This window comes from Chloroflexus sp. (assembly GCF_034432675.1).
In the GTDB taxonomy this organism is placed as follows: Bacteria; Chloroflexota; Chloroflexia; order Chloroflexales; family Chloroflexaceae; genus Chloroflexus.
In genome coordinates this window covers 12919-34732 of sequence record NZ_DAOUBI010000147.1, presented here as the reverse complement: position 1 = coordinate 34732, position 21814 = coordinate 12919, and the positions used below count along the sequence as shown (strand labels likewise).

Annotated in this window: 19 protein-coding genes and 1 other annotated feature; of the genes, 5 read left to right on the top strand and 14 right to left on the bottom strand. The window is 55.5% G+C overall.

The window, feature by feature from the left end; translation table 11 throughout:
• Positions 1-252: 252 nt before the first annotated feature.
• The 4 genes from ileS to VAE55_RS11295 all read right to left on the bottom strand — a co-directional run bounded on the left by ileS (position 253) and on the right by VAE55_RS11295 (position 7536).
• Positions 253-3453, bottom strand: a complete 3201-nt coding sequence (gene ileS / locus VAE55_RS11310; protein WP_322815888.1) for an isoleucine--tRNA ligase — start codon at positions 3451-3453, stop codon at positions 253-255.
• A gap of 39 nt (positions 3454-3492) precedes the next feature.
• Positions 3493-3763 (bottom strand) — a binding site (T-box leader).
• 456 nt (positions 3764-4219) lie between these two features.
• Complete coding sequence (gene fusA / locus VAE55_RS11305) at positions 4220-6331, bottom strand: elongation factor G (protein ID WP_322815887.1); 2112 nt, start codon at positions 6329-6331, stop codon at positions 4220-4222.
• Positions 6332-6719: 388 nt separating this feature from the next.
• A complete protein-coding gene (locus VAE55_RS11300; RefSeq protein ID WP_322815886.1) occupies positions 6720-7181 on the bottom strand; it encodes a universal stress protein in 462 nt (153 codons plus the stop codon).
• Between the two features lie 25 nt (positions 7182-7206).
• Positions 7207-7536: a hypothetical protein gene (locus VAE55_RS11295; RefSeq protein ID WP_322815885.1), complete on the bottom strand. Its 330-nt coding sequence runs from the start codon at positions 7534-7536 to the stop codon at positions 7207-7209.
• 200 nt (positions 7537-7736) lie between these two features.
• Here VAE55_RS11295 and mscL point away from each other — a divergent pair, with 200 nt between their 5' ends.
• A complete protein-coding gene (gene mscL, locus VAE55_RS11290) occupies positions 7737-8156 on the top strand; it encodes a large conductance mechanosensitive channel protein MscL (RefSeq protein WP_416181192.1) in 420 nt (139 codons plus the stop codon).
• Between the two features lie 473 nt (positions 8157-8629).
• Here mscL and VAE55_RS11285 read toward each other — a convergent pair whose 3' ends face one another.
• Positions 8630-9742, bottom strand: a complete 1113-nt coding sequence (locus VAE55_RS11285) for an NDP-sugar synthase (RefSeq protein WP_322815883.1) — start codon at positions 9740-9742, stop codon at positions 8630-8632.
• A 110-nt stretch (positions 9743-9852) separates the two neighbouring features.
• Complete coding sequence (locus tag VAE55_RS11280) at positions 9853-10827, bottom strand: GDP-mannose 4,6-dehydratase (RefSeq protein ID WP_322815882.1); 975 nt, start codon at positions 10825-10827, stop codon at positions 9853-9855.
• A gap of 242 nt (positions 10828-11069) precedes the next feature.
• Here VAE55_RS11280 and VAE55_RS11275 point away from each other — a divergent pair, with 242 nt between their 5' ends.
• From VAE55_RS11275 to VAE55_RS11260, 4 genes are all read left to right on the top strand, one after another.
• Positions 11070-12017, top strand: a complete 948-nt coding sequence (locus VAE55_RS11275) for a MerR family transcriptional regulator (protein WP_322815881.1) — start codon at positions 11070-11072, stop codon at positions 12015-12017.
• Positions 12018-12142: 125 nt separating this feature from the next.
• Positions 12143-13150, top strand: coding sequence for a phytoene/squalene synthase family protein (locus tag VAE55_RS11270; protein ID WP_322815880.1), 1008 nt, complete (start codon positions 12143-12145; stop codon positions 13148-13150).
• 106 nt (positions 13151-13256) lie between these two features.
• A complete protein-coding gene (locus VAE55_RS11265) occupies positions 13257-13799 on the top strand; it encodes a DUF2085 domain-containing protein (protein ID WP_322815879.1) in 543 nt (180 codons plus the stop codon).
• A gap of 156 nt (positions 13800-13955) precedes the next feature.
• Positions 13956-14663, top strand: coding sequence for a hypothetical protein (locus VAE55_RS11260; RefSeq protein WP_322815878.1), 708 nt, complete (start codon positions 13956-13958; stop codon positions 14661-14663).
• Here VAE55_RS11260 and surE read toward each other — a convergent pair.
• From surE to VAE55_RS11220, 8 genes are all read right to left on the bottom strand, one after another.
• Positions 14637-15401 carry a 5'/3'-nucleotidase SurE gene (surE, locus tag VAE55_RS11255; RefSeq protein WP_322815877.1) on the bottom strand — a complete coding sequence of 255 codons (765 nt, stop codon included), beginning with the start codon at positions 15399-15401 and terminating at the stop codon, positions 14637-14639. The genes VAE55_RS11260 and surE overlap by 27 nt on opposite strands.
• Position 15402: 1 nt before the next feature.
• Positions 15403-16662 (bottom strand): vWA domain-containing protein, encoded by a 1260-nt coding sequence (locus VAE55_RS11250; protein WP_322815876.1) that lies wholly within the window; start codon positions 16660-16662, stop codon positions 15403-15405.
• A gap of 418 nt (positions 16663-17080) precedes the next feature.
• Positions 17081-17233, bottom strand: coding sequence for a hypothetical protein (locus VAE55_RS11245; RefSeq protein WP_322815875.1), 153 nt, complete (start codon positions 17231-17233; stop codon positions 17081-17083).
• A 155-nt stretch (positions 17234-17388) separates the two neighbouring features.
• The gene (locus tag VAE55_RS11240; RefSeq protein ID WP_322815874.1) at positions 17389-17772 is read right to left on the bottom strand and encodes a hypothetical protein; all 384 of its coding nucleotides are present in this window, start codon (positions 17770-17772) and stop codon (positions 17389-17391) included.
• Between the two features lie 114 nt (positions 17773-17886).
• A complete protein-coding gene (locus VAE55_RS11235; RefSeq protein WP_322815873.1) occupies positions 17887-18645 on the bottom strand; it encodes a sigma-70 family RNA polymerase sigma factor in 759 nt (252 codons plus the stop codon).
• A gap of 235 nt (positions 18646-18880) precedes the next feature.
• Positions 18881-19936: a UDP-glucose--hexose-1-phosphate uridylyltransferase gene (locus VAE55_RS11230; protein ID WP_322815872.1), complete on the bottom strand. Its 1056-nt coding sequence runs from the start codon at positions 19934-19936 to the stop codon at positions 18881-18883.
• Positions 19937-19951: 15 nt separating this feature from the next.
• Positions 19952-20791: a carbohydrate ABC transporter permease gene (locus VAE55_RS11225; RefSeq protein WP_322815871.1), complete on the bottom strand. Its 840-nt coding sequence runs from the start codon at positions 20789-20791 to the stop codon at positions 19952-19954.
• Positions 20792-20803: 12 nt separating this feature from the next.
• A complete protein-coding gene (locus VAE55_RS11220) occupies positions 20804-21745 on the bottom strand; it encodes a sugar ABC transporter permease (RefSeq protein ID WP_322815870.1) in 942 nt (313 codons plus the stop codon).
• Between the last annotated feature and the right edge of the window lie 69 nt (positions 21746-21814).

Genomic DNA, 21814 nt, shown 5'->3' with positions numbered 1-21814 from the left:
CTGCCAGGGGCACAGACGGAATAAAAAAACCTCTGTGGTGCGATTTCACCACAGAGACACGGAGAACACAGAGGTGTTTTGTTGGATTACCTGTTCCGCTCCCCTCTGCGGTGCGATTTCGATTTCACCACAGAGACACGGAGAACACAGAGGTGCTTTGTTGGATGTCTTCCGCTCCTCTCTGTGACTTCTGTGTCTCTGTGGTATGATATAACCACAGAGACACGGAGAGCATTGGGATTTGGATCGACACTAGCCTGTTTTCACCACACCGACCGTCACCTCACCGTCACCGAATTCATGGGTTTCGGTGTAGGCATTGGCCGGCGGTGTGCCAACAGTGAGTTCCAGGGCCAGTGTTTCAGTCTTGAGGTATTGATCGTACTGGGCCAGCGTACTGGCAAGCAACTCACGCTGGTCATCAGTATGGAGGAAGAGATGGATGCGGTCACTGATCGCCAGCCCTGCACTCTTACGCGCATCCTGCACGTAACGCACCAGATCGCGGGCTGCACCTTCGAGTCGCAGCTCTTCGGTGACGGTGGTATTCAACGCGACCAGCATCCCATCAGCTTCGGCAACCACGTACCCCGCCGGAGCACTGCTCTCGACCAGGATTTCCTCAGCTAACAGTTCTACCGTCTGGCCATCAACTGTTAGGTGGACAGGCTGATCAGCTTCTACCGCCTGGGCAACGGCTCGCGCTGCATCACCGTTCAGGTCGCGCAGAGTAGCGGTGAGGGCCGGTACCAGCTTGCCAAACTTCTTGCCGACCAGACGCAGGTTTGGCTTCAACCGGTATTCCACCACAGCACTGCTGGCGTCAAGGTAGCGTACTGCCTTCACGTTGAGTTCATCACGCAACTCACTCTCGAAGCGCCGTACACCGTTGAGGACTGCCGGCGTGCTGGCCCGTAGCCAGATTTCACTCAGCGGCTGGCGAACTTTCAGATTGGCCTGCTTGCGAGCTGCCCGCCCCAGCGAAACGGCAGTGAGCAGGGCTTCGGTATCGCTGACCAGTTGCGCATCGAGCAGTGACTGATCGACACGCGGCCATTGGGCAAGATGCACACTCTCGGCGGCAGACGAATCACGTTCGGCGACCAGATTGCGATAGATCTCCTCGCTGACGAACGGAATAAACGGAGCCGCCAGCTTCGCTACCGTCACCAGACAGGTGTAGAGTGTCTGGTAGGCTGCCTCTTTGTCAGCATCAGCTTCACTCTTCCAGAAACGACGGCGATTACGGCGCACATACCAGTTTGACAGCTCGTCAACGAAATGTTCGATGGCATTGGCCGCCGTATAGACATCGTACTCCTCGAAGCATGTCGTGACTTGCTGGACGAGCTGATTGAGTGCCGCCAGTGCCCAGCGATCAATCGGTTGCAGTTCGGCAGTACGCTTGCTGCCCGGCTGCCACTGATCGAGATTGGCGTAGGTCACGAAGAAGGCATACGTATTCCAGAGAGTTAGCAGGAACTTCCGCATACTCTCGCTGACCAGTGCCATGCTGAAGCGGCGAGCATTGCCGGGAGGCGCAGCGGTGAACAGGTACCAGCGCAACGCATCAACCCCGTAGGCATTGATCACCTCTTCCGGCTCGATCACATTGCCCTTACTCTTGCTCATCTTCAGACCGTTTTCGTCGAGAATATGACCGAGACAGATCACATTCTTGAACGCCGGTCGGTCGAAGAGCAGCGTGCTGATCGCGTGCAGAGTATAGAACCAGCCCCGCGTCTGATCAACCGCCTCGCAGATGTAATCGGCGGGGTGGGCCATCTCGAAGATGTCACGGTTTTCAAACGGATAGTGCCACTGCGCAACCGGCATCGAGCCACTGTCAAACCAGCAGTCGGCAACGTCGGGAATGCGCCGCATCAGGCCGTGCTCGGGGTCTTCCCACACCACCTCATCGATGTAAGGACGGTGGAGATCAACATCGCGCAGTGAACGCCCGACCTTCTCTTCCAGTTCGGCCAGCGAACCGATACAGACCATATGCGAGCCATCGGCGTTGGTCCAGATCGGGATTGGCGTTCCCCAATAGCGCTCACGGCTGATAGCCCAGTCGATGTTATTCTCAAGCCAGTTGCCGAAGCGGCCATCGCGAATATGCTCTGGTACCCAGTGGATTTGCTGGTTGTTGGCGACCAGATCGGCCTTAAACGCGGTCGTGCGAATGTACCACGAGCGCTTGGCGTAGTAGAGCAGTGGTGTACTACAGCGCCAGCAGAAGGGGTAGTAGTGACGGACCCGGCCACTGCGCAGGAGTAAACCCCGTTGTTTCAGATTCCGCGTAATATCGGGATCGGCCTCTTTGAAAAACGTACCGGCAAAGCCGAGTTCGGCGAATTCAGGCAGCACGCGCCCATCCAACCCAACCGAGAAGAGGGTGGGTAGACCATGTTTGCGTCCAACCTCAAGGTCACCGTAGGCCGGTGCGATGTGCACAATGCCGGTACCATCATCGAGGCTGACAATTTCGTCGGCGATCACCCGGTAGGCAGTATCCCAATCGACGGTGTCACCGGCACCCGGCACACCCCGGAAGAGTGGCTCATAGCGCAGACCAACCAGATCATTGCCGCGGAAGTGGCGCAACACCGTAAAGCTCTCAGCCGGCAAGACATTACCGACCAGAGCGGCAGCCATCACCAGCCGCTCGCCGTTGTGTTCGACTTCGACATACTCAGCATCGTGCTTCACGGCCAGGGCCACATTAGCTGGCAACGTCCAGGGCGTGGTCGTCCAGGCCACCAGAAATGCCCCTTCGAGAGTGCCATCAACGGCAGGGGGCGGTGTGGTAAAGCCGTTTACCCGAAACTTGATGTACACACTCGGATCATCAACATCATCGCGGGCACCGAGGCTCACTTCGTGATCGCTCAGGCTCGTGCCACAGCGCGGGCAGTGCATCGTCACCTTGTAATCGCGGAAGAGCAGCCCGCGATCCCACAGTTGCCGGAAGATCCACCAAGTTGACTCGATATAATCGTTTTCGTAGGTGATGTAGGCATCTTCGCTGAGCCAGAAGGCGATGCGCTTGGTAAACGCCTTCCAATCCTGAATGTACTCCCAGACGCTTTCGCGGCAGAGACGGTTAAACTCGGCAATCCCAAAGCGCTCGATATCCGGTTTGCCGCTGAAGCCGAGCTTCTTCTCAATCTCGATTTCAACCGGCAGACCGTGCGTATCCCAGCCCTCGCGCCGACCGATGATCCGATACCCCTGCATAGCGCGGTAGCGCAGGATCACATCTTTGAAACTGCGTGCGATGGTGTGATGCAGGCCGGGGCGACCGTTCGAGGTTGGTGGTCCCTCGTAAAAGACAAACGGCTTATCGCCGGCTGCCAGCGATTTCGCGACAATGTTGTTCGCTTCCCACCAGGCAATCACCTCTTCTTCGAGCTGGGGGAACTTCACGTTAGTGTCAACTGGTCTGAACATGAAACCTCCATCCGAACCAAACCAAAAGCCCCGTCCCCAACAGGGGACGAGGCAAATTAACCCCGCGGTACCACCCCAATTCGATGCTGTGGCACCTGCCACAAAGCACCGCACTTTACGAGTGTCGATCAACACTCTGCCCCGCTAACGGTGGGCGTTCCGGACGCGGTTACTGCGCGGACGAAACCATCACGCGGTTCACCTGCCAGCTCAGGGGTGATGTTCACTATCGCTGCTTCTACCTGGCTCACACCGTCCCAGGCTCGCTGCAGAGCTGGCGATAGCTACTCGTCCCCGTCATCGCCGTTATCTGACAGTATACGCCGTGAGTTGCGCGGCGTCAAGCAGGGTGAACGGGGTAAGGATATTGATGTGGAGAGTGGGGAGTGGGGAGTGGGGAGAGTAGTGGAAAGCTGTTTCACTGCCTGTTTGTTAACCTTTGCCAGGGTAGATGAGGGTGTCGCTAGAACCTGTCTACGCAAGTGGTCTCTTCGCAGATTTCTCGGATTCGGACCTCCTTGAATGAACCCCTCACGTGGTTCGTAGTACATACACCGCATCCTGGGAGCGCGCACCTCCGGCTCGCATCCCAGATGATCGCCCTCATCATCTCGACCTGGCATTTACCATCAGTAGATTCGTTACGTAGCACCAAACCGGAGACCTGCTATCCGACATTGCATAGGCCCAATGCTGTAGGGGCGGGTTTGGAACCCGCCCCCACTCCAAACCCGCCCCTACATTGATCCCCTCGGACAGAACCGGCTCAGTGGCTATGCGCCGCTTCCAGTTCTTTCTTGTGCGCTTCGACAATCTGGTTAACCAGATGTGGCGGCACCTCTTCGTAACCCGCGAAACTGATCGAGAAGCGGCCACGGCCCTGGGTCATCCCTCGTAAATCGGTTGCGTAGCGTTGAATCTCGACCAGAGGAGCCTGGGCGTGGATCACCGTCTTGCCGGTGCCGGTCGGCAGCATCCCCTGCACCCGACCACGGCGCGTGCTCATATCACTCATCACATCGCCGGCAAACTGATCGGGAACAATGATCTCCATATTGTAAATCGGTTCGAGAATGATCACACCGGCCTTTTGGGCAGCCAGACGGAACGCCTCTTTCGCAGCGGTCTTGAAGGCGATTTCCTTCGAGTCAACCGGATGCTCTTTCCCATCGAAAACGGCAGCCCGCACATCGACGACCGGATTGCCCGAAATGATGCCTTCTTCCATCGCCTCGCGAATGCCCTTTTCGATGGCCGGCATAAACCCACGCGAGATTACACCACCCACAATCTCGTTCACGAACTCAAGCGGATCTTCACGGTTCGGATCGGGCGGGAGCGGCTCGACGCGCAACGCGACATCGGCGAACTGACCGGCCCCACCGGTTTGTTTCTTGTGACGGTACTGAGCAGTCGCAACACTACGAATCGTCTCGCGGTAGGGGATGCGGGGCAGTTCGAGGTCAATATTCACATCGAACTTGCGCTTCATCCGCTCGGCAATAATCTGGAGATGCGTCTCGCTCAGACCACTGAGCAATGCCTCACCGGTACGCGGATCGCGGGATACGTGGAGAGACGGATCCTCTTCGGTCATCCTGGTGAGCGCAGAGCTGAGTTTATCAAGGTCAGAACGGCTGCGTGGCTTGACCGTCGCAATGAAGGCCGGTGCCGGGAACTGGATGGGAGCAAGCGCCAGTGGTCGCGACGACAGGCAAAGAGTGTCGTTGGTTTGCGTATCACCGAGCTTCGTCAACAAACCAATATCGCCAGGCCCGACCGACTCAACCTCAATCTGCTCTTTGCCGCGCACGATATATACGTGGGCAACGCGCTCTTCCTTGCGGGTACGCGCATTCATAAGCGTCATACCGGCCCGCACCTCACCTGAAAAGACGCGGAAATAGCTAAGCTTGCCGTAGGTGTCAGAGACCGTCTTAAAGACCAGTGCCGCCAGCGGTTCGGTGCGGTCTGGACGCAGCTCAACCTCCTGGTCGGTGTTCAGATCGGTGGCAGTGGTCGTCTTGCGGCCTGCGGAAGGAATAGAGTCAACGATTCCATTAAGGAGTTGGGCAATCCCGACGACTTCAGTTGCCGAACCGCAGAACACCGGCACGATTGAACCATCAGCAATACCGGTGCGCAGACCAAGCAGCAATTCTTCGCGGGTCAGCGCATCTTCACCGCCTTCAAGATACCGTTCGATCAGATGATCATTAGTCGCGGCAATTTTATCAATCAGCGCGGTGCGCCATTCGTGCATCAGATCATTGAGTTCCGCCGGCACATCAGCCTCAATATAGCCGCCGTCGTGTTTCGGACTGGTCAGCCAGGCTCTTTGCTGGCGCAGTGAGATAATCCCTTTGAACTCTTTACCGGCGCCGATAGGAATCTGCATCGGAATAACAGCGGCATCGAGCAACTCGCGGGCCTGCTCGATCACGCGGTAGAAATTCGCATTTTCGCGGTCGAGTTTATTGATAAACAGGATGCGTGGAATGCGCTGTTGAACGGCCATCTCCCAGAAGAGTTCGGTACCGACCTCAACACCGGCGCTTGCATCCAGCACAAGCAATGCACCATCGATGATACGCATCGCTGCGGCAGCTTCACCGGCAAAATCAGCGGCACCGGGCACATCGATCAGGTTGATCTTATCGCCGTTCCACTCTAGCGGCAGCACACTCAGCGAAATAGACATCCCGCGTCGGTGCTCGTCGGGGTCGTAGTCACTCGTCGTAGACCCGTCCTCGACGCGCCCCATCCGCGGGATGGCGTGGGCGGTCATCAGCATTGCCTCGGCCAGCGTTGTCTTCCCGCTGCCGAGGTGACCGAATATGCCGATGTTGTGGATCCTTTCCGATTCGAACGCTCGCATAGCTGTCCTCCTTGACGCAAGCCCGCGCCCGTTGGGCGTGTGCTGGAAAGGAAAATAAAGTTGTTAAGAACAGATTATCAGGGGTGTGAGGGTTGCGTCAATAGGGTAAGTCGCAACACAACTTTTGCACAGGAAATTCAAAGCTGTTGAGCAACCAGAGTTACAAACCGGTATCGTTGTCGGTACCGGTCTGGTGTAGATAGCTGGCGCGTGCCTTCCACCGGGGAACTAAGCAGCGGTGGGCAATACCTGTTCCGCGAGGGCAGGTTTTAGCTCTGCCCTCTCAGGATGAATGAACAGACCGACTGGGATCAGGAGCGATTGGCGTGCGACTTCACACCCTGCCAGTATATCTGAACCAGCCACGTCGCAGGCCGGTAATACGGCGTTACGACTTGTCATGGTCGTGGCGCGGACGGATCACCAGCACCGGCGTGGGAGCAACCTGCACAACCTTTTGGGTCACACTGCCAAACACCCAGCGACTCAGTCCACTGCGACCGTGGGTGGCGATGACGATAAGATCGACATTGTGATTCGCAGCGTACTCGATAATAGCCTCGGCCGGTGGGAGAGCACTGATTTCGGTGTGTACCTGATAACCCTCGCTTTGAAACTGTTTGGCAATATGGTTCAGATAATCGAGCGCCTCCTGTTCCATCTGCGTGATGGCTTCAGTTGTCGTCGCCAGCATACCGCTGTAATCAACACTGGTAGTAAAAATGGGTGGTACCGCACGGAGTAATGTGATCTTCGTCGTACCTTCATTGGCGGCCAGGGCGTGGACGTGCGGTAATACCTGCTCGGCAAGTGCCGAACCATCGAGGGGAACGAGAATGTGGCGATACATTGCAACCTCCTTGTTGTATCATCCTTCACGGCCCGGGATCGTCGAGTGGGCGTGGATTCCAGCGACGGTGGCCTTCGATAACCTGTGCCAGACTGCCATCGGCGTTGAGCAAGAGGCGTAGTGAGCGGCGGAGATCACAACTTGGCACCGTGCAGACCGAAGGATCGGCCATTTCATACGGACATTCTCCCACATTCTGGCAGCGTGCGACTGAAACAGCGTAGCGCGGGCTGCCAGATGGTCCATCGAGTGTGCGCAGGATCAGTGGCGCATATTGCAGATCGGGTGCAATAGTGCGCAGATGAGCGCGAGCGCGAGCAATCATCGGATGCGGCGGTTGTTTCGGTCGTGCCATAGCATGCTTATCTCAGGCTTGAAACCCTCTGCCAACGGTGATACTATGTACACGTTATCACAAATTCGGTTACGTAGAGTGCAATAGCCCGCAACCAGGTGTGAAGATTCTTAGACCATTTCTCAATCTTCGACACCTCAATCTTTATTCATGAAATCAGTATGGTTGCGTAGAGCGTTTTTATGTTGTATGGGGGAATGATGCTCAAAGAGTTTCGCGAATTTATTAGCCGTGGTAGCGTGATCGAGCTGGCGGTTGGCGTGATTATCGGGGCGGCATTTACAGCGATCATCAATTCGCTGGTCAACGACATTATCAATCCGCTGATTGGCCTGTTGTTTGGTGGTCGGGCCAATTTCAGCAACTATTTTATTCCGCTGGCCGGTCAAACTGCGACAACGTTAGCCGAAGCTCAGGCCGCCGGGCCGGTGTTAGCCTATGGCTCGTTCTTGACGGCGGTGATTAACTTTCTGTTGATTGCATTCGTGCTCTTCATGATTGTACGTACCGTCAATCGTATGCGGAGTAAGCCGGATGTTCCGCCGCCTGCACTACCGGAACCAACGCCGAGCGAACGCCTGTTAGCCGAAATTCGTGATTTGTTGGCTCAGCGGGGGTGATCAGGGGGTGATCGCATCATCCCCTACCTTTTCATCTATTCAGGTGGGTGTGGGCAGCGCTGTGTGGTTTGGTACAGGATTGACGACGTATAACCTGTCATATACCGCATCATCGTATGACAATGTGAACGGGCAAATGTACGTCCGTAGGGGCGGGTTCCAAACCCGTCCCTACGGGAACCCGCCCATCCGTATCCTGCATGTGACACCCACGGATCGTCGCAGAGGGGATGGATAGTCACGGTTCAGCGCATATGCGGTAACAGGCAGTGTTTCCCCCTATCGCTCAAGATTTGACATAGCGTAGATTCCTAATCACTCCGGGCTGTATGAAAGCCTGCACAGCTCAGCAGAGACAGCGGTAGGGGCACACGGTCGTGCGCCCCTACCGGACGATGACGGGATAATCTTTCTCGGCGATTGCAATACTATGCGGGAGAACGTTCGGCTCACCCTGCGGATCGGATAGCCCCTCAGAACGAAACTGCCCGGTCACCCAGGGTGGTACCCGGCCAGATACGAATGCCGCGTTCAAGCCGGTTTTCCTGACCAATCTGACACTCATCACTGATGATAGTGCCGTCAATAATGTGGGATCGCTCGCCAATCCGATTGTTGTACCCCAGCACACAGTTACGGAGTGTGCTGCCCTCTTCAATCGTATTCCCATCCCACATGACCACGCCTTCGATCTGGCATTCAGGACCAATCGTACAGCGCGAGCCGATGACAGTCGGGCCAATAATCCGTGTCCCGCGCCCAATCCGTGTCCCGTGCCCGATAACCACCGGGCCAACAATCTGTGCGCTAGAGTGAATCTCTGCTTCGCCTTCAAGCCAGACACGCTCGCCAATCTGCTGGCCCCGGAAGTGATACTGCACCTTGCCGATCAAAATGTCATGATGCACGTCGAGATAGGTCTGCGGCTTGCCAATATCCGTCCAGTAAGCGCGTGACGGGAATCCGTACATCGGATCACCGGTCTGAAGCATCACCGGGAAGAGGCCGCGCTCGAACATATAGAACTGATTCGGGGGCACGTAGCGGAAAATCTCCGGTTCAATCAGATAGGTACCGGCGTTGATCAGATTGGTCGTGATGTCTTCAACGCGAGGCTTCTCAAGAAAACGGCGCACACGTCCATCGCGTTCGGTCTCGACCAGCCCAAACTGCGTTGGATCATCAACCGGCGTGAGTGAGATGGTCACCTTACTGCCACGCTCGCGATGAAAATCGAGCATTGCCTGCAAATCAAGGTCGGTCATCACATCGCCGTTGAAGACAAAGGTTGTCCCATCGAGCATATGCTCGACGTGTTTCACCGCACCGGCAGTACCACGCGGTTCCGGCTCCTCAACGATGTGGACATTCATTCCCAGCCGGGAACCATCGCCAAGCGCAGTGCGGAAGCGGTCGGCCAGATATTGCACGGCTAGAATGACATCTCGAATGCCATAGTCGCGGAGACGCAGCAACATCCACTCGATGAACGGCTGATTGACCAGCGGCAACATTGGTTTGGGTGTCCGACAGGTCAGCGGGCGCAAACGTGATCCCTGCCCACCAACAAGAATAACAGCTTTCATAGACAGTTCTACTTACTAAATGTACACAACGCTCCTGATAGATAGGCGTAGTATAACGCCATCAGACCACAAAAAGTTTACCGCAAACCGGGGTTTGAGTGACGATTTTCTCAGCCGGTGGTCGCTTGTACTTCTGCACGGACTCGTGCGCGCCAGTAATTCAGGATATCGTGCAGCGTCTCTGTCAGCGTATAGCGCGGTTGCCAGCCGGTGCGGGCACAGAGCCGACTCGCATCACAGACGACCAACGGTATATCAATCGGGCGCATCAATTCGGGATTGAGCCGCACTTCAACCGGTACCGTGCATTCGGCTAATAGCATATCAAGCAGCTCGCGTATCATTACGGCCCGCCCCGATCCAACATTGTACACCTCACCACTCTCGCCGTGTTCGGCCAGTAACGCATATGCCGCGACAACATCACGGACATCGGTGAAGTCGCGTTGCGCAGCCAGATTACCAACCTGCACAACCGGCGGCTGCAAACCCAATTCGATCCGTGCAATCTGACGGGCAAAGGCGGCAGTCACAAATCGTTCATTCTGGCGTGGTCCGATATGGGCGAAGGGCCGTACACACACGACATCCAGACCGTGGCTGTAGTGGTATTGCAACGCCAGCAAACTTTGGGCGGCCTTGCTCACCCCATACGGACTGGTCGGACGCAGGGGGGTGTCTTCGTCAATCGGTAAATCCTCCGGGTCAATCTTCCCGTATTCCTCATTCGTGCCAATCACAATCACACGGGTGGTCATGCGGTATTCAATCAACGTCAGAAAAATGTGCAAGGCACCCAACGTATTGGTGGTCAGCGTTCCCGCCGGGTCGCGAAACGATTCCGGCACGAATGGCTGACCGGCAAGGTGAAAAATAACGTTCGGTCGCACCTGCACCAGGGCACGCGTAGTAGCCTCAGCATCGGCCAGATCGGCCTGGACGATCTGCACGTTACCGATCAGTTCGGGGAGGGCGAGCGAAGAGGAGCGTGATAGTCCCCAAACATCCCAGCGTCCATCGGCCAGGAGATATTCGGCGAGATGGCCGCCAACAAAACCGTTAATGCCAGTAATGAGTGCCCGCATGGTATTATTGATACCTTGTGTTCAAAAGTGTCTTGTTTGATTGTGCAATTTATTGACAGTGATTGTGCACCGTGTTACAATATTTGTAACATTGTACCACGCTTCACGGTTGGTCAATACAGGTCAAAATATCATTCCAATGTGCAATCATTTTCGTGAATGATGGTACAATAGGATTCAAGTGTAAAAACTATGCGCAATAGTCTCGTCTTTGCATAAGCGCTGGGAAGGGTCGCGGAACCATGGCACCGCAGCATTTTCTCTCCCAATTTTCAGACAAGCCACGCTACAATACCAAGGCTGTCGCACAGGAGACGGGCGTGCCTGCCGACACTTTCCGCGCCTGGGAACGCCGTTACGGTGTACCGCGTCCACAGCGGACGGAAGGTGGTCATCGCCTGTATTCCGAGCGCGACATTGCAACGATTCGCTGGCTGCGTGATCGAACAGCCGAAGGATTGACGATTAGTCAGGCTATTGCCCTGATGATCGAGGGGAGCGACACCAGTCTTTCGTGGCTAAATACCGCAGTTGATACCGAACCGCATACCTGGGAACGGATGCAGGCACGCATGATCGCTGCCTTAACCGATTTTGATGCGACACGGGCCGAGCAAATTCTGGGTGAAGCATTTGCGCTCTATCCGCTGGAAGATGTCTTTTTGAAATTGATCCAGCCGGCAATGGCTGAAATCGGTGAGCAGTGGCATGCCGGGCGGCTTTCGGTAACCGCAGAGCATTTTGCTACCCAGTTCATTCGGCGTAAGTTATCAAGCCTGTTCAATACCTATAACGTTACCGAGGGTCGGGGGCTGGTTGTAGTAGGGTGTGCGCCAAGCGAACAACACGATCTTGGTGCCCTGATGCTGGCCGTCTTTCTGGTGCGCCACGGCTGGCAGGTAATCTACCTCGGCCCGGAAGTGCCGGTAAAAGACCTTCTTGATGCGGTACGGCATATCCAACCCGACCTGGTGTGTCTGTCTGCTTCAACGACCGAAACGGCCACCCAATTACTCGAAATTGGTCGGGCATTGCAACAGTTACCACCGCCTACTCCTCTCTTCGGCTATGGTGGTCGTGCATTCAATTTGAATCCGGTGTTGACGCACAAGATGCCGGGCACATTTTTGGGGCGTGACGCACAGGAAGCAGTTGAGAACGTCGCATCACTCCTGAGTCGCAGTCGCTAATGGTGCAGGTAGATCGCCGGCATTATCACCATGCCCTGGCTGATAATGCGTAACTCAGTATTGCCTTCAAGCTCAATATTGCGTATAGTAAAAACAAGCGTAATATGTGACAAAAGGAGTGTGGTGTGTCGCTGAATTCACTCACGATCTTTTCGCGAGGTAACAGTTTGCCGGTGAACCAGGCGCTACCGGCTGAAGAGCAGCTTGCCCAACTCCTCCGTCTTAACGAACTTCCTGTCTCGCCTCATGCCGATGAATTGCCGCCACCGCCGGGCCGCACACTGGCCGAGGCTTATGCGATCTGCGAACAAATCATTCGTCGTCATTCCAAGAGCTTTTTCTTCAGCACCCAGTTTCTACCGCCGGCACAGCGGCGAGCCGTGCGCACCCTGTATGCCTTCTGTCGGACAACTGACGATACGGTTGACATGGCCGAGTCGGACCCGGCGCGTGCTCTGGCCGAATGGGTGCGTATTGCGCGCCGACCACGGTTTGACACTTCACATCCGGTGTTGTTGGCCTGGGCCGATACCTGTCAGCGCTACAATCTTGCCCCGAGTTTGATTGATGAGTTGCTGGCCGGTGTGGCGATGGATCTCACGATTTCGCGCTATACTACGTTTGCCGATCTCTGGCTCTACTGCTATCGGGTGGCTTCAGTGGTTGGATTGCTGGTGATCGGGATTACCGGTGCTGCACCCGGTGCCCAACCTTACGCGATCAAGCTCGGTGTCGCTTTGCAGCTCACCAATATTCTGCGCGATATTGGCGAAGATGCCGACCGCCAGCGCGTCTATCTGCCTGAAGATGAGCTGGCACGGTTTGGTTTGACTGCCGATGATATTCTGGCCCGTGTGTACGACGAGCGGTTTATCAGGTTGATGCAGTTCCAGATTGCACGTGCCCGGCAGTTGTACGCCGAGAGCTGGCCAGGTATTGCTCTGCTGCCACCAGAGGTGCGACTGGCGATTGCCGCCGCAGCCCGGGTGTATAGCGGTATTCTCGATAAAATAGAACAAAACCAGTACAACTCATATACCCGCCGGGCCTATGTGCCGTTGCACGAGAAGATTGCGCGTTTGCCGGGTATCTGGTGGGACGTGCGTGGTTTGACGAAGAAGTTATCGCGGTAACGGTACGCTGTCCTCTTCGTGAATGCACTGGTGTTTGATCTTCTGGTACAATACAATCAGTTTTGCCCGCCGAGATCAAATCTGACACGCCGAAATGGACAGTGCTATGTCGTCTTACGCTCTCTCCAGACATCACTCACAACATTCGTGGTCACCGTTGGTTTTTGATGTAATCCTGTGGATCCTCTTTCTAGGCCCGATAGCCTCGCCACTGTTACGGGCAACAGGTTTACCTCTCGTCAGTGAGACGGGTACCCTGGCCCGTGAGTTGCTGGCTACCTATATCTGCCCGACTCCAGAACGATCGTTGTGGTTGCTGGGGTGGCCGATGGCGGTCTGCGCCCGCTGTTGGGGGGCCACCATTGGTCTCTGGCTGGGCCGCCTGGCTATCGGTGACCGTGCTCCCGCCTTGTTGCGCCGCTATCGTTCCCTGCACTGGTCGTGGCGCCTGTTGCTGTCTGCACTGCCTTTCCTGCTCTGGCCGCTTGAAATTGTCGGCCATTACAGCGGCTGGTGGTTTGCACCGCTCTGGCTGTTGTTGGTGAATGGGATACAGGCTGGTTTCGCTGCCGGCATCTTCTTCGCTTCAGTCTGGCCTGGTTTGTGGCCGGCTGCCCGTACAGGCGAGAGTGTGCCATCGCTGCAATAATTCCATTCCACAAGCGGATACGTAGCGAAATGCTGATTGGTCTATTCTCCTCTACGTTCTCCGTGTCTCTGTGGTGCATTCAACACTCAGGCGGAGTAAGAGACAAGCATGGTATCTCCGTGGCACTTACGACCACGCTGTAGCGGTGGCGCAGGCGTGATCCGAACAGCAAGTGGCTTGCGTCTGCTTCGACCACCAGGCCCTGCCAACTGCTATCAGAATGCGCAGATTGATGATTTTGGACAGTGGCCCGGTAACCCACGAGCGTTGCAGCCACCGTTTACCCTTCGTCTGCGTGCACGCACGTCACATCCGGCAGATCGGTTGGTTGGTACTGCCGGGTTTGGCTTGTGGAGCTATCCATGGGCCAGGCCGCTTCGTATGCCGCAGGCGGTCTGGTTCTTTTTCGGTGCGCCACCACATGATATGCCACTGGCAATGGGCATACCCGGCCACGGCTGGAAAGCCGCCGTCGTTGATACAGGTCGTCCGGCAGCTCGCAAATGGATACTGCTTGCCCCGGTCATTGTCCCGCTGCTCAACATTCCACCGCTGTACCGCCGAATCTGGCCATGCATCCAGCGCGATGTCGGCGTCGCCGAAGCAGTCATCAGCCAGGATATTGCCCAGTGGCACGAGTATGAAATCCGGTGGGGACTGCATGAAAGCGAACTTCTGGTTGACGGTATACCGGTATTACGGGCACCCTCACCCCGTGGCCCGCTCAGCATTGTGATCTGGATTGATAATCAATACGCGATTGTGCGCCCAACCGGGCAACTGGGCTGGGGCGTGCGTGCCTGCAACGAAGCCCAGTGGATCGAAGTAGCCCTGATCTCACCCTTCCAATTCCCAACTCCGTAGCTCTTCCAACCAGCGATGACTAGTCAGATCCATATGCACCGGCGTCAGGCTGGCGTATCCGTCACTAATAGCAGCAATATCAGTGCCTTCCTCGTAGTGATCTTCAGGTTCTGCGCCATCAATCCAGTAGTACGGTCGCCCTCGTGGATCATACCGCACCACTAGCTCATCACGATACACCCGGCGACCCAGGCGGCCAACTTTAATCCCGCGCAGGCTGGTGGGTGGTACTGCCGGAATGTTCAGATTTAACAGCACCTCTGAAGGCAAGGAACGCTCATGAATCAGCGTAACCAACTGGCGCACCGCTATTTGCGCTGCGCGAAAATCCCACTTCCCATCCTTCGGGCGCACCTGTGACACCGCCAAACCGGGAATACCAAACACCAGCCCTTCCATCGCTGCGGCGACAGTCCCCGAATAGAGCAGATCGGTACCCAGATTCGCGCCCAGATTAATCCCTGACACCACCAGATCGGGTTTACGGTCGAGCAGTCCCATAACCGCCAGTGCCACACAATCAGCCGGCGTGCCATCGCAAATCAGCGCTGGTGAGCCGTCGCTCAACGTTCCTTCCCAGGCTCGCAATGGATCAAACAGCTTACGATAATGGCCGGCAGCACTCCAGTTTCGATCCGGTGCGACGACAGCCACTTCGCCAATGTCACTTAAAACAGCACGCAGCGCTACCAGACCCGGACTCTGGTAGCCATCATCGTTGGTTACCAAAAAGTACATACTACTCCTTTGGTAATTCAATATCGGTTAGCCTAACCGTCTTCCGCCCCTGGAACTTAATGGTTTTCTGACCTTCACTCGACATCTGGCCGTGCTGCTCGAGGTTGGCAATCTCTTGTTGCATCGTTGCTGCCAGTTCTACTTCACCCTGATTGAGCAAGCGAGTGACGGCACTCTTCAACTTCTGGGTTGCCCCACTGACATCACCGGCAGCCAGGTCTTGCAAGGCGCGCGTTTGTAGCTTAAAGGCGCTCACCTTTTCGACGATGTTCATAACGTTGGGATTGACCTGTTGCAACTGGGCCGGATCGGCGGTGAAGGTGAGCATAATATCGATTTTCGTCTTCTCGCCCAGAATCTGCAATGCCGGTGCATCGTAGCTGATTTCAGCCTGACCGATCCGATACGTCCCCATAGGACGGGAATCAATCACTAATTCGATCAGCAATGCCCGCACCTGCCCACTCTCCAGCTCACCAAGATTGACACTGACAGCTCGATCAGCAATTGGCTGATAACCGAGATTGTCAATGAGCGGCGTCACCTGCCAGACGGCCCGCGGTGTCACTCCCTGCACCAGACGCAGCGTGAGGACACTGTTCTGGATGGTGGTCTGCTGGGCACGCTGTACCGTGTGCTGAAAGTATTGCACAATCTCGCCGGGCTGTGCTATGTAATCGGCTACTCCCCGCGAACGATTTGCCATTTCAATCAGCAGGTCTTCGTTCCAATCCTTACCGATCCCCAACGCTGTGATGGGAATCCCCAACCGTCCGGCATCGTCTGCCCGGAGCAGACACTCCTTCTCGTGTTCGGTCTGACCATCGGTTAGCAGTACCAGTCGGCGCACCCCCTGCGGCATCTTTTGTAATTCCTGTATCCCCTTCTCCAGCGCCGGAGCAATTCGGGTACCACCGGCATCGCGGATCCGATGCACCAGATCGAGGATCGCTGTCCGTTGCCGCACCGGTTGGGCCGGCACCAGCACCTCCGTCCGATGGTCAAAAATCACAATCGAAATGATATCCTGCTCATTGAGTTGCTCGATTGCTCGCACCACCGCCTGTCGCAACCGTTCAATCTTCTCACCCTTCATCGAACCGCTGCGGTCGAGCACGAAACAGACGTGAATCGGTACTCGGACCTGCGTCAATACTGCACCCGGCTGCGCTTCAAGCAAAACATACGCCACCTGTGGCGTGGTTGTTGCGGCCAGAAAGGGACGCGCCAATGCGGCACGTAGGGTAACTTCTCCTGCCATGGCAAACTCCTCGTCTCTGCATGACGGCCATTCGGCGAAATAACTTCGCCTATGCGACGATGCGAGGTCGGCAACGGTTGCAACTACCTGTATTGTAGCGCACAATGAGCAAATTCGTGGGCAATCTTCTGGCAAAGCGGGAGATGCCGGGGACTACCAGCCTGGACACCAACGGCAGGCCCAATGATAGAAGCGAGGTTCTAATTGGTGCAGCCCTGGCATGTCGGAGAGGGAAAATACCGGAGACACCGTAGTTTTTGCCGCCCAATTTGACAAGCGGATCATGAGCACTTGTAGCCCTGTGGCAGAGAGTTGAACACCTGATGCAGCGGATCTGGCAGTCATCGGGATGTCGTAGAACTTTTTCATAAAAGCTGTGCTGTCGTGCTCCCAGCCGGTTACCCAGGCACATGAACGCTTACCAATCGCCAACGCCAGCATATCCGGCTCCCAGACTGCCGGTATGGCAGCGAGGAAGGCTGCCGACCATCGTCGGTGCCATCACGCGCTGGATTGGTTGCCCTGCCCGCTCGTCATGCGCATGTTGCGCGGTGTGGAGTGCGGCAGCCATGCTGCCACGCCAGCCGTACTTTGTGCCAGGTGCGTGTCACGCGGTTGACCCTGCTGGTCACGGCAATGCTGTGGGTGCTCGTCACGTTCATAGAGTCCAGGAATGAATGAGACAACTTCTCGTAGACGTTTTTTGAAATAGGTTCTAAAACGTGCTCAGCGTAAGAAACGTAACACCCGCCCATCAAGCAAACTGCTGAGCAACAGACGGTCAATCAGCGGATCACGCTGCATCAACAGATCAACCTCAGACCGGCAATAGGGACAGGAGTTCAGATGATGAGCAATAGTGGCCTGTTGAGCAGACGTGAGCAGGCCCTGACAGTAATCGATTAACTGATCGGTAGACGGGCAAAGAACTCGATATAACCGTCGTCGTAAAGCCTGCTGTAGATTGCGCAGAGTTACTAAACGCTGACGACAAAGATCGCAGTGATGAAGGTGTTGAGCGCTGGCTTCATCAAGCTCACCATCGACTGCTGCAACAAGTTCCAGACCAGAAAGATGACCTGCGCCGTCACTTCGTTGATCGTTCTCCATACCGGCGCGCCTCCAGATAGTACCGGCAGATTGATCTGCACACATTTCCTGTTGAAAGAAACGTTAACGGGGACATTTTTTTACGTCCCCGTTACCATCATTTTCCAACAGGCTCTATATCTGGTCGGCAATGGTGCGCAGATGACTATTCCGACTCAACCGACTCAACACATTACGCTTGATATTGTACACATCGTAGACGCTCTCGAAAAGCGTATTGTAGCGCTCGAAGATTGCACGTGGCGTCAAACCCAGGACGAACGAGCCATACACCACGATACGTTCACCCTCACTGTGCAACTGACTATCAATGTAGCGCCAGAACTCCTGCCGGTCAACCCGTTGCATTGCCTCTTCATCGGGTGCTGCGTGGGGCATACGCTGCAGATCGATCCGCTCTTCGGGCATCATTTCTGCCCACGATTGTGCACGCACCGCATCAATTACCACACTAGAAGCACAGAGCTGCAAATACTGCAACAACGCGGCCAGGTTCGGAAAGGCCGCAAACCGTTCAGGCGTCACCGCTCGCCAGAACTTAGTGAAGGCACCCACCACAAAATATTCGCTGCTTTCACCGCTGTTGACAAACGCACTACACCGACGAATCCAACCTTCAACCAACGAGCTGTAGTGCTGAAAGAGGTAACTCCAGGCAATCTCGTCACGTTCGACCACTGCTCGCCGAAACAGCTCATAACTATAGCGCGAGTCGTGCAACTGACCACGGTAAAACCGTTCGCTCTCAATCGCACAGCGTTGGGCCAGATCCGCAACATCCATTGTCGTAACGTCAATTGCAACCTCATCGCCTACCACTGGCGCCTGAAGCCGGGGCGATTGATAAGAAGGTGTCATTGCAGGCGCGATCATAGTTTCCTCGCTTTGTCTGTAGATGCGCTCGTCATCCTGGTTACTCACCGATGCCTGACGTAGTGACGCCGCGCAACGAATACTGATTTCGATACCTCTGCGCTGCATTGTAGGAAGTTGGCTTGTGAGTGAGAAGATGCTTAGATGAGCAGGAGATGACAAATGAGGAAGAAAAAGAGGGCACGTTGTTAACGTACCCTCAAACGATGCGATCCGATGTGAGACAAACAACAGATTACAGATCGCGCAGGCGGGCGGCTGCCTGTTCCGGTGTCAGATCGCGCTGCGGCTGACCCAGCATTTCATAACCTACCATAAACTTACGGACGGTCGCCGAGCGGAGCAATGGTGGGTAGAAGTGTGCGTGCAGATGCCAGCCTTCATGGGCGAGGCCATCGGTTGGGTGCTGATGAAATCCCATACTGTAGGGAAACGACACATTGAAGAGGCGGTCATAGCGACCGGTTAACTCGCGTAATATCGCCGCCAAGTCATCGCGACCACGCTCATCAAGATCACCTATTGCACCGGCGTGCACCCGCGGTAACACCAATGTCTCGAAAGGCCACACAGCCCAAAACGGCACCAGCGCTACCCAGGTATCGTTGGCACACACGATCCGTTCACCAAGCTGCAACTCTAGCGCCAGATAGTCGCAGAGCAGGCAACGTTGATGCTCGTGCCAGTACGCCGTTTGCGTGGCCAGTTCCTTGCGCATCTCGTTTGGCAACTGCTCGTTGGCCCAGATTTGACCGTGGGGATGGGGATTGGATGCACCCATCATCGCGCCACGATTCTCGAAAATCAACACCGACTGCACCCAATCGATAGCACCCAACTCGTTGTACTGATCAATCCACACATCAACGACCCGTCTGACTTCTGCCTGAGACATTTGGGCCAGCGTCAGATCATGACGGGGTGAAAAGCACACCACGCGACAAATACCACGTTCGGCCTCGGCGTGGAGCAGCGCCGGCCCTGCGTCGTGCTGATCGGCGAGGGGCAGCCGCACGCTGACCCGATCCAACGGAATATCGGGTAAAAGAGCGGCAAAATCGTTCTCGAAGACAAACGTCTCGGTATACGGTGGGTTCTGGACACCATTCGCCCGCGTATTTCCCGGACACAGATAGCAGGCCGGATCGTAAGACGGCAATTCAGCCGGTGGCAACGTCTCCACCTGTCCTAGCCACGGACGTTGGGTACGATGCGGCGACACTAGCACCCATTCGCCGGTCAGCCGATTCAGGCGGCGGTGCGGTCGCAGAAAGAGTTCTTGCTGTTCCATGCACATCTCGCTTGCTTAGCGCCCGGCCAGGCCAGAGGTTGCAATACCCTCGATGAAATAACGCTGGGCAAACAGGAAGACGATCAGGGTCGGTAGAACAGCGAGGGTGGAACCGGCCATGATCAGATCAACTCGCGCAGCATAGAGGGCCTGGAGATCGACCAACCCCTGCGTTACGACTTTACGATCCGGACTGCTAATGATAATCAGCGGCCAGAGAAAACTATTCCAGGCGTAAAGAAAGGCAAACGTCGCCAGCGTGGCGATGGCAGGGCGGGCCAGCGGCAAAAAGATACGAAAGAGAATACCCCAATGCGAAGCACCATCAATTAACGCTGCATCTTCCAGGTCTTTCGGCACACTCATGAAAAACTGGCGGAGCAGGAACGTGCCATAAGCAGTAAACAACCATGGGATGATCAGCGCCTCAAGGCGATCAACCCAGCCAAATACCAGCATCAGACGGTACATTGGTACAATCAGCACCGCAAAAGGTACCATCAGTGTCGCCAAATAGGCGCCAAACAACCATTCGCGGCCAGGAAAATCGAGACGGGCAAAAGCATAACCAGCCAGCACCGAGGTCACTACCCAGCCCAAGACGACCAGAACCGTCACGATAATCGTGTTGATCAACTGCGTACCCAGGGGCACGATACTCAACACCTCCAGATAGTTTGACCAGCGTATCTCGCTCGGCCACAGGGTTGGTGGTACCTGTACCACTTCCGTTGACGGTTTCAGCGAGGATAATGCCATGTAGATAAACGGAAAGACCATGATGAAGCCTGTGACGCTCAGCACCAGATACGCCAGCAATCGCTCCCATGGTCGGCGTAAGATTGCATTTGCCATGTCCGGCCTCGCTTATTCGTAATGCACCCAGCGCCGTGAAATCCGAAACTGGATCAGCGTTAACAGTAAAATGATAATGAACAACAACCAGGCCAGCGCAGATGCATAGCCCATCCGCCCACCAATAAACGCCTCGCGCCAGAGCAACGGTACCACCGTTAGCATCGAGTCGGCCGGACCAACTGTGTTAGAACGGGTCAGACCCAACGCAACCGGCACATCAAACACTTGCAGACAATTGATCAAGGTCGTCACTAGCACAAAAAAAGTTGTAGGCGACAACATTGGCACTGTAATGAAAAAAAACTGCTGCCAGCGACTGGCGCCATCAAGACTGGCGGCCTCGTAGAGTTGGGGAGGTACCCCTTGCAAACCGGCCAGGAAGATCACCATGTTGTAGCCAATAGTCTTCCACGAAAAGACCAGGATCACGCTCATCAACCCCCATTCCGGGCTGGTCAACCAGGGGATTGGTTGCAAACCGACGAGCCGCAGAGCGTAATTGACAAACCCGAAATCAATATTGAGTAGGTATCGCCAGAGCAGGGTCACACCAACGACCGAAGCCACGACCGGAATAAAAAACACTGCCCGAAAAAAGGTGCGTCCGGCAATGCGTTCATTTAGAATCACTGCCAGCAACAGAGCCGGGACAGTCGAGACAACCAGCGTCACCATTGAAAAGGCTGCGGTATTCCACATAGCCCGATAGAAGGTCGGATCAGACAGTGCACGCTGGTAATTGCTGAAACCAATGATATTTGGGTCGCCAAATAGGCGCGCATCGGTAAAGCTCAGGTAGAACGAGATACCGAGTGGCACCAGGAAAAAGATCAGCACACCCAAAATCGTAGGCAGCAACATACCGAAAGCGTCAAGCCACAGCCGAACACGCCGACCATTGAACCGGCGTGAGGAAGCAGCAGGCAACGCTGCCGGCGCCTGTTTGGCCATGTATCACCTCCGGGGAATATCTGAGACGCAAATGCGTAGGAGCAATCAATGACCTGGAAGCATTATAAA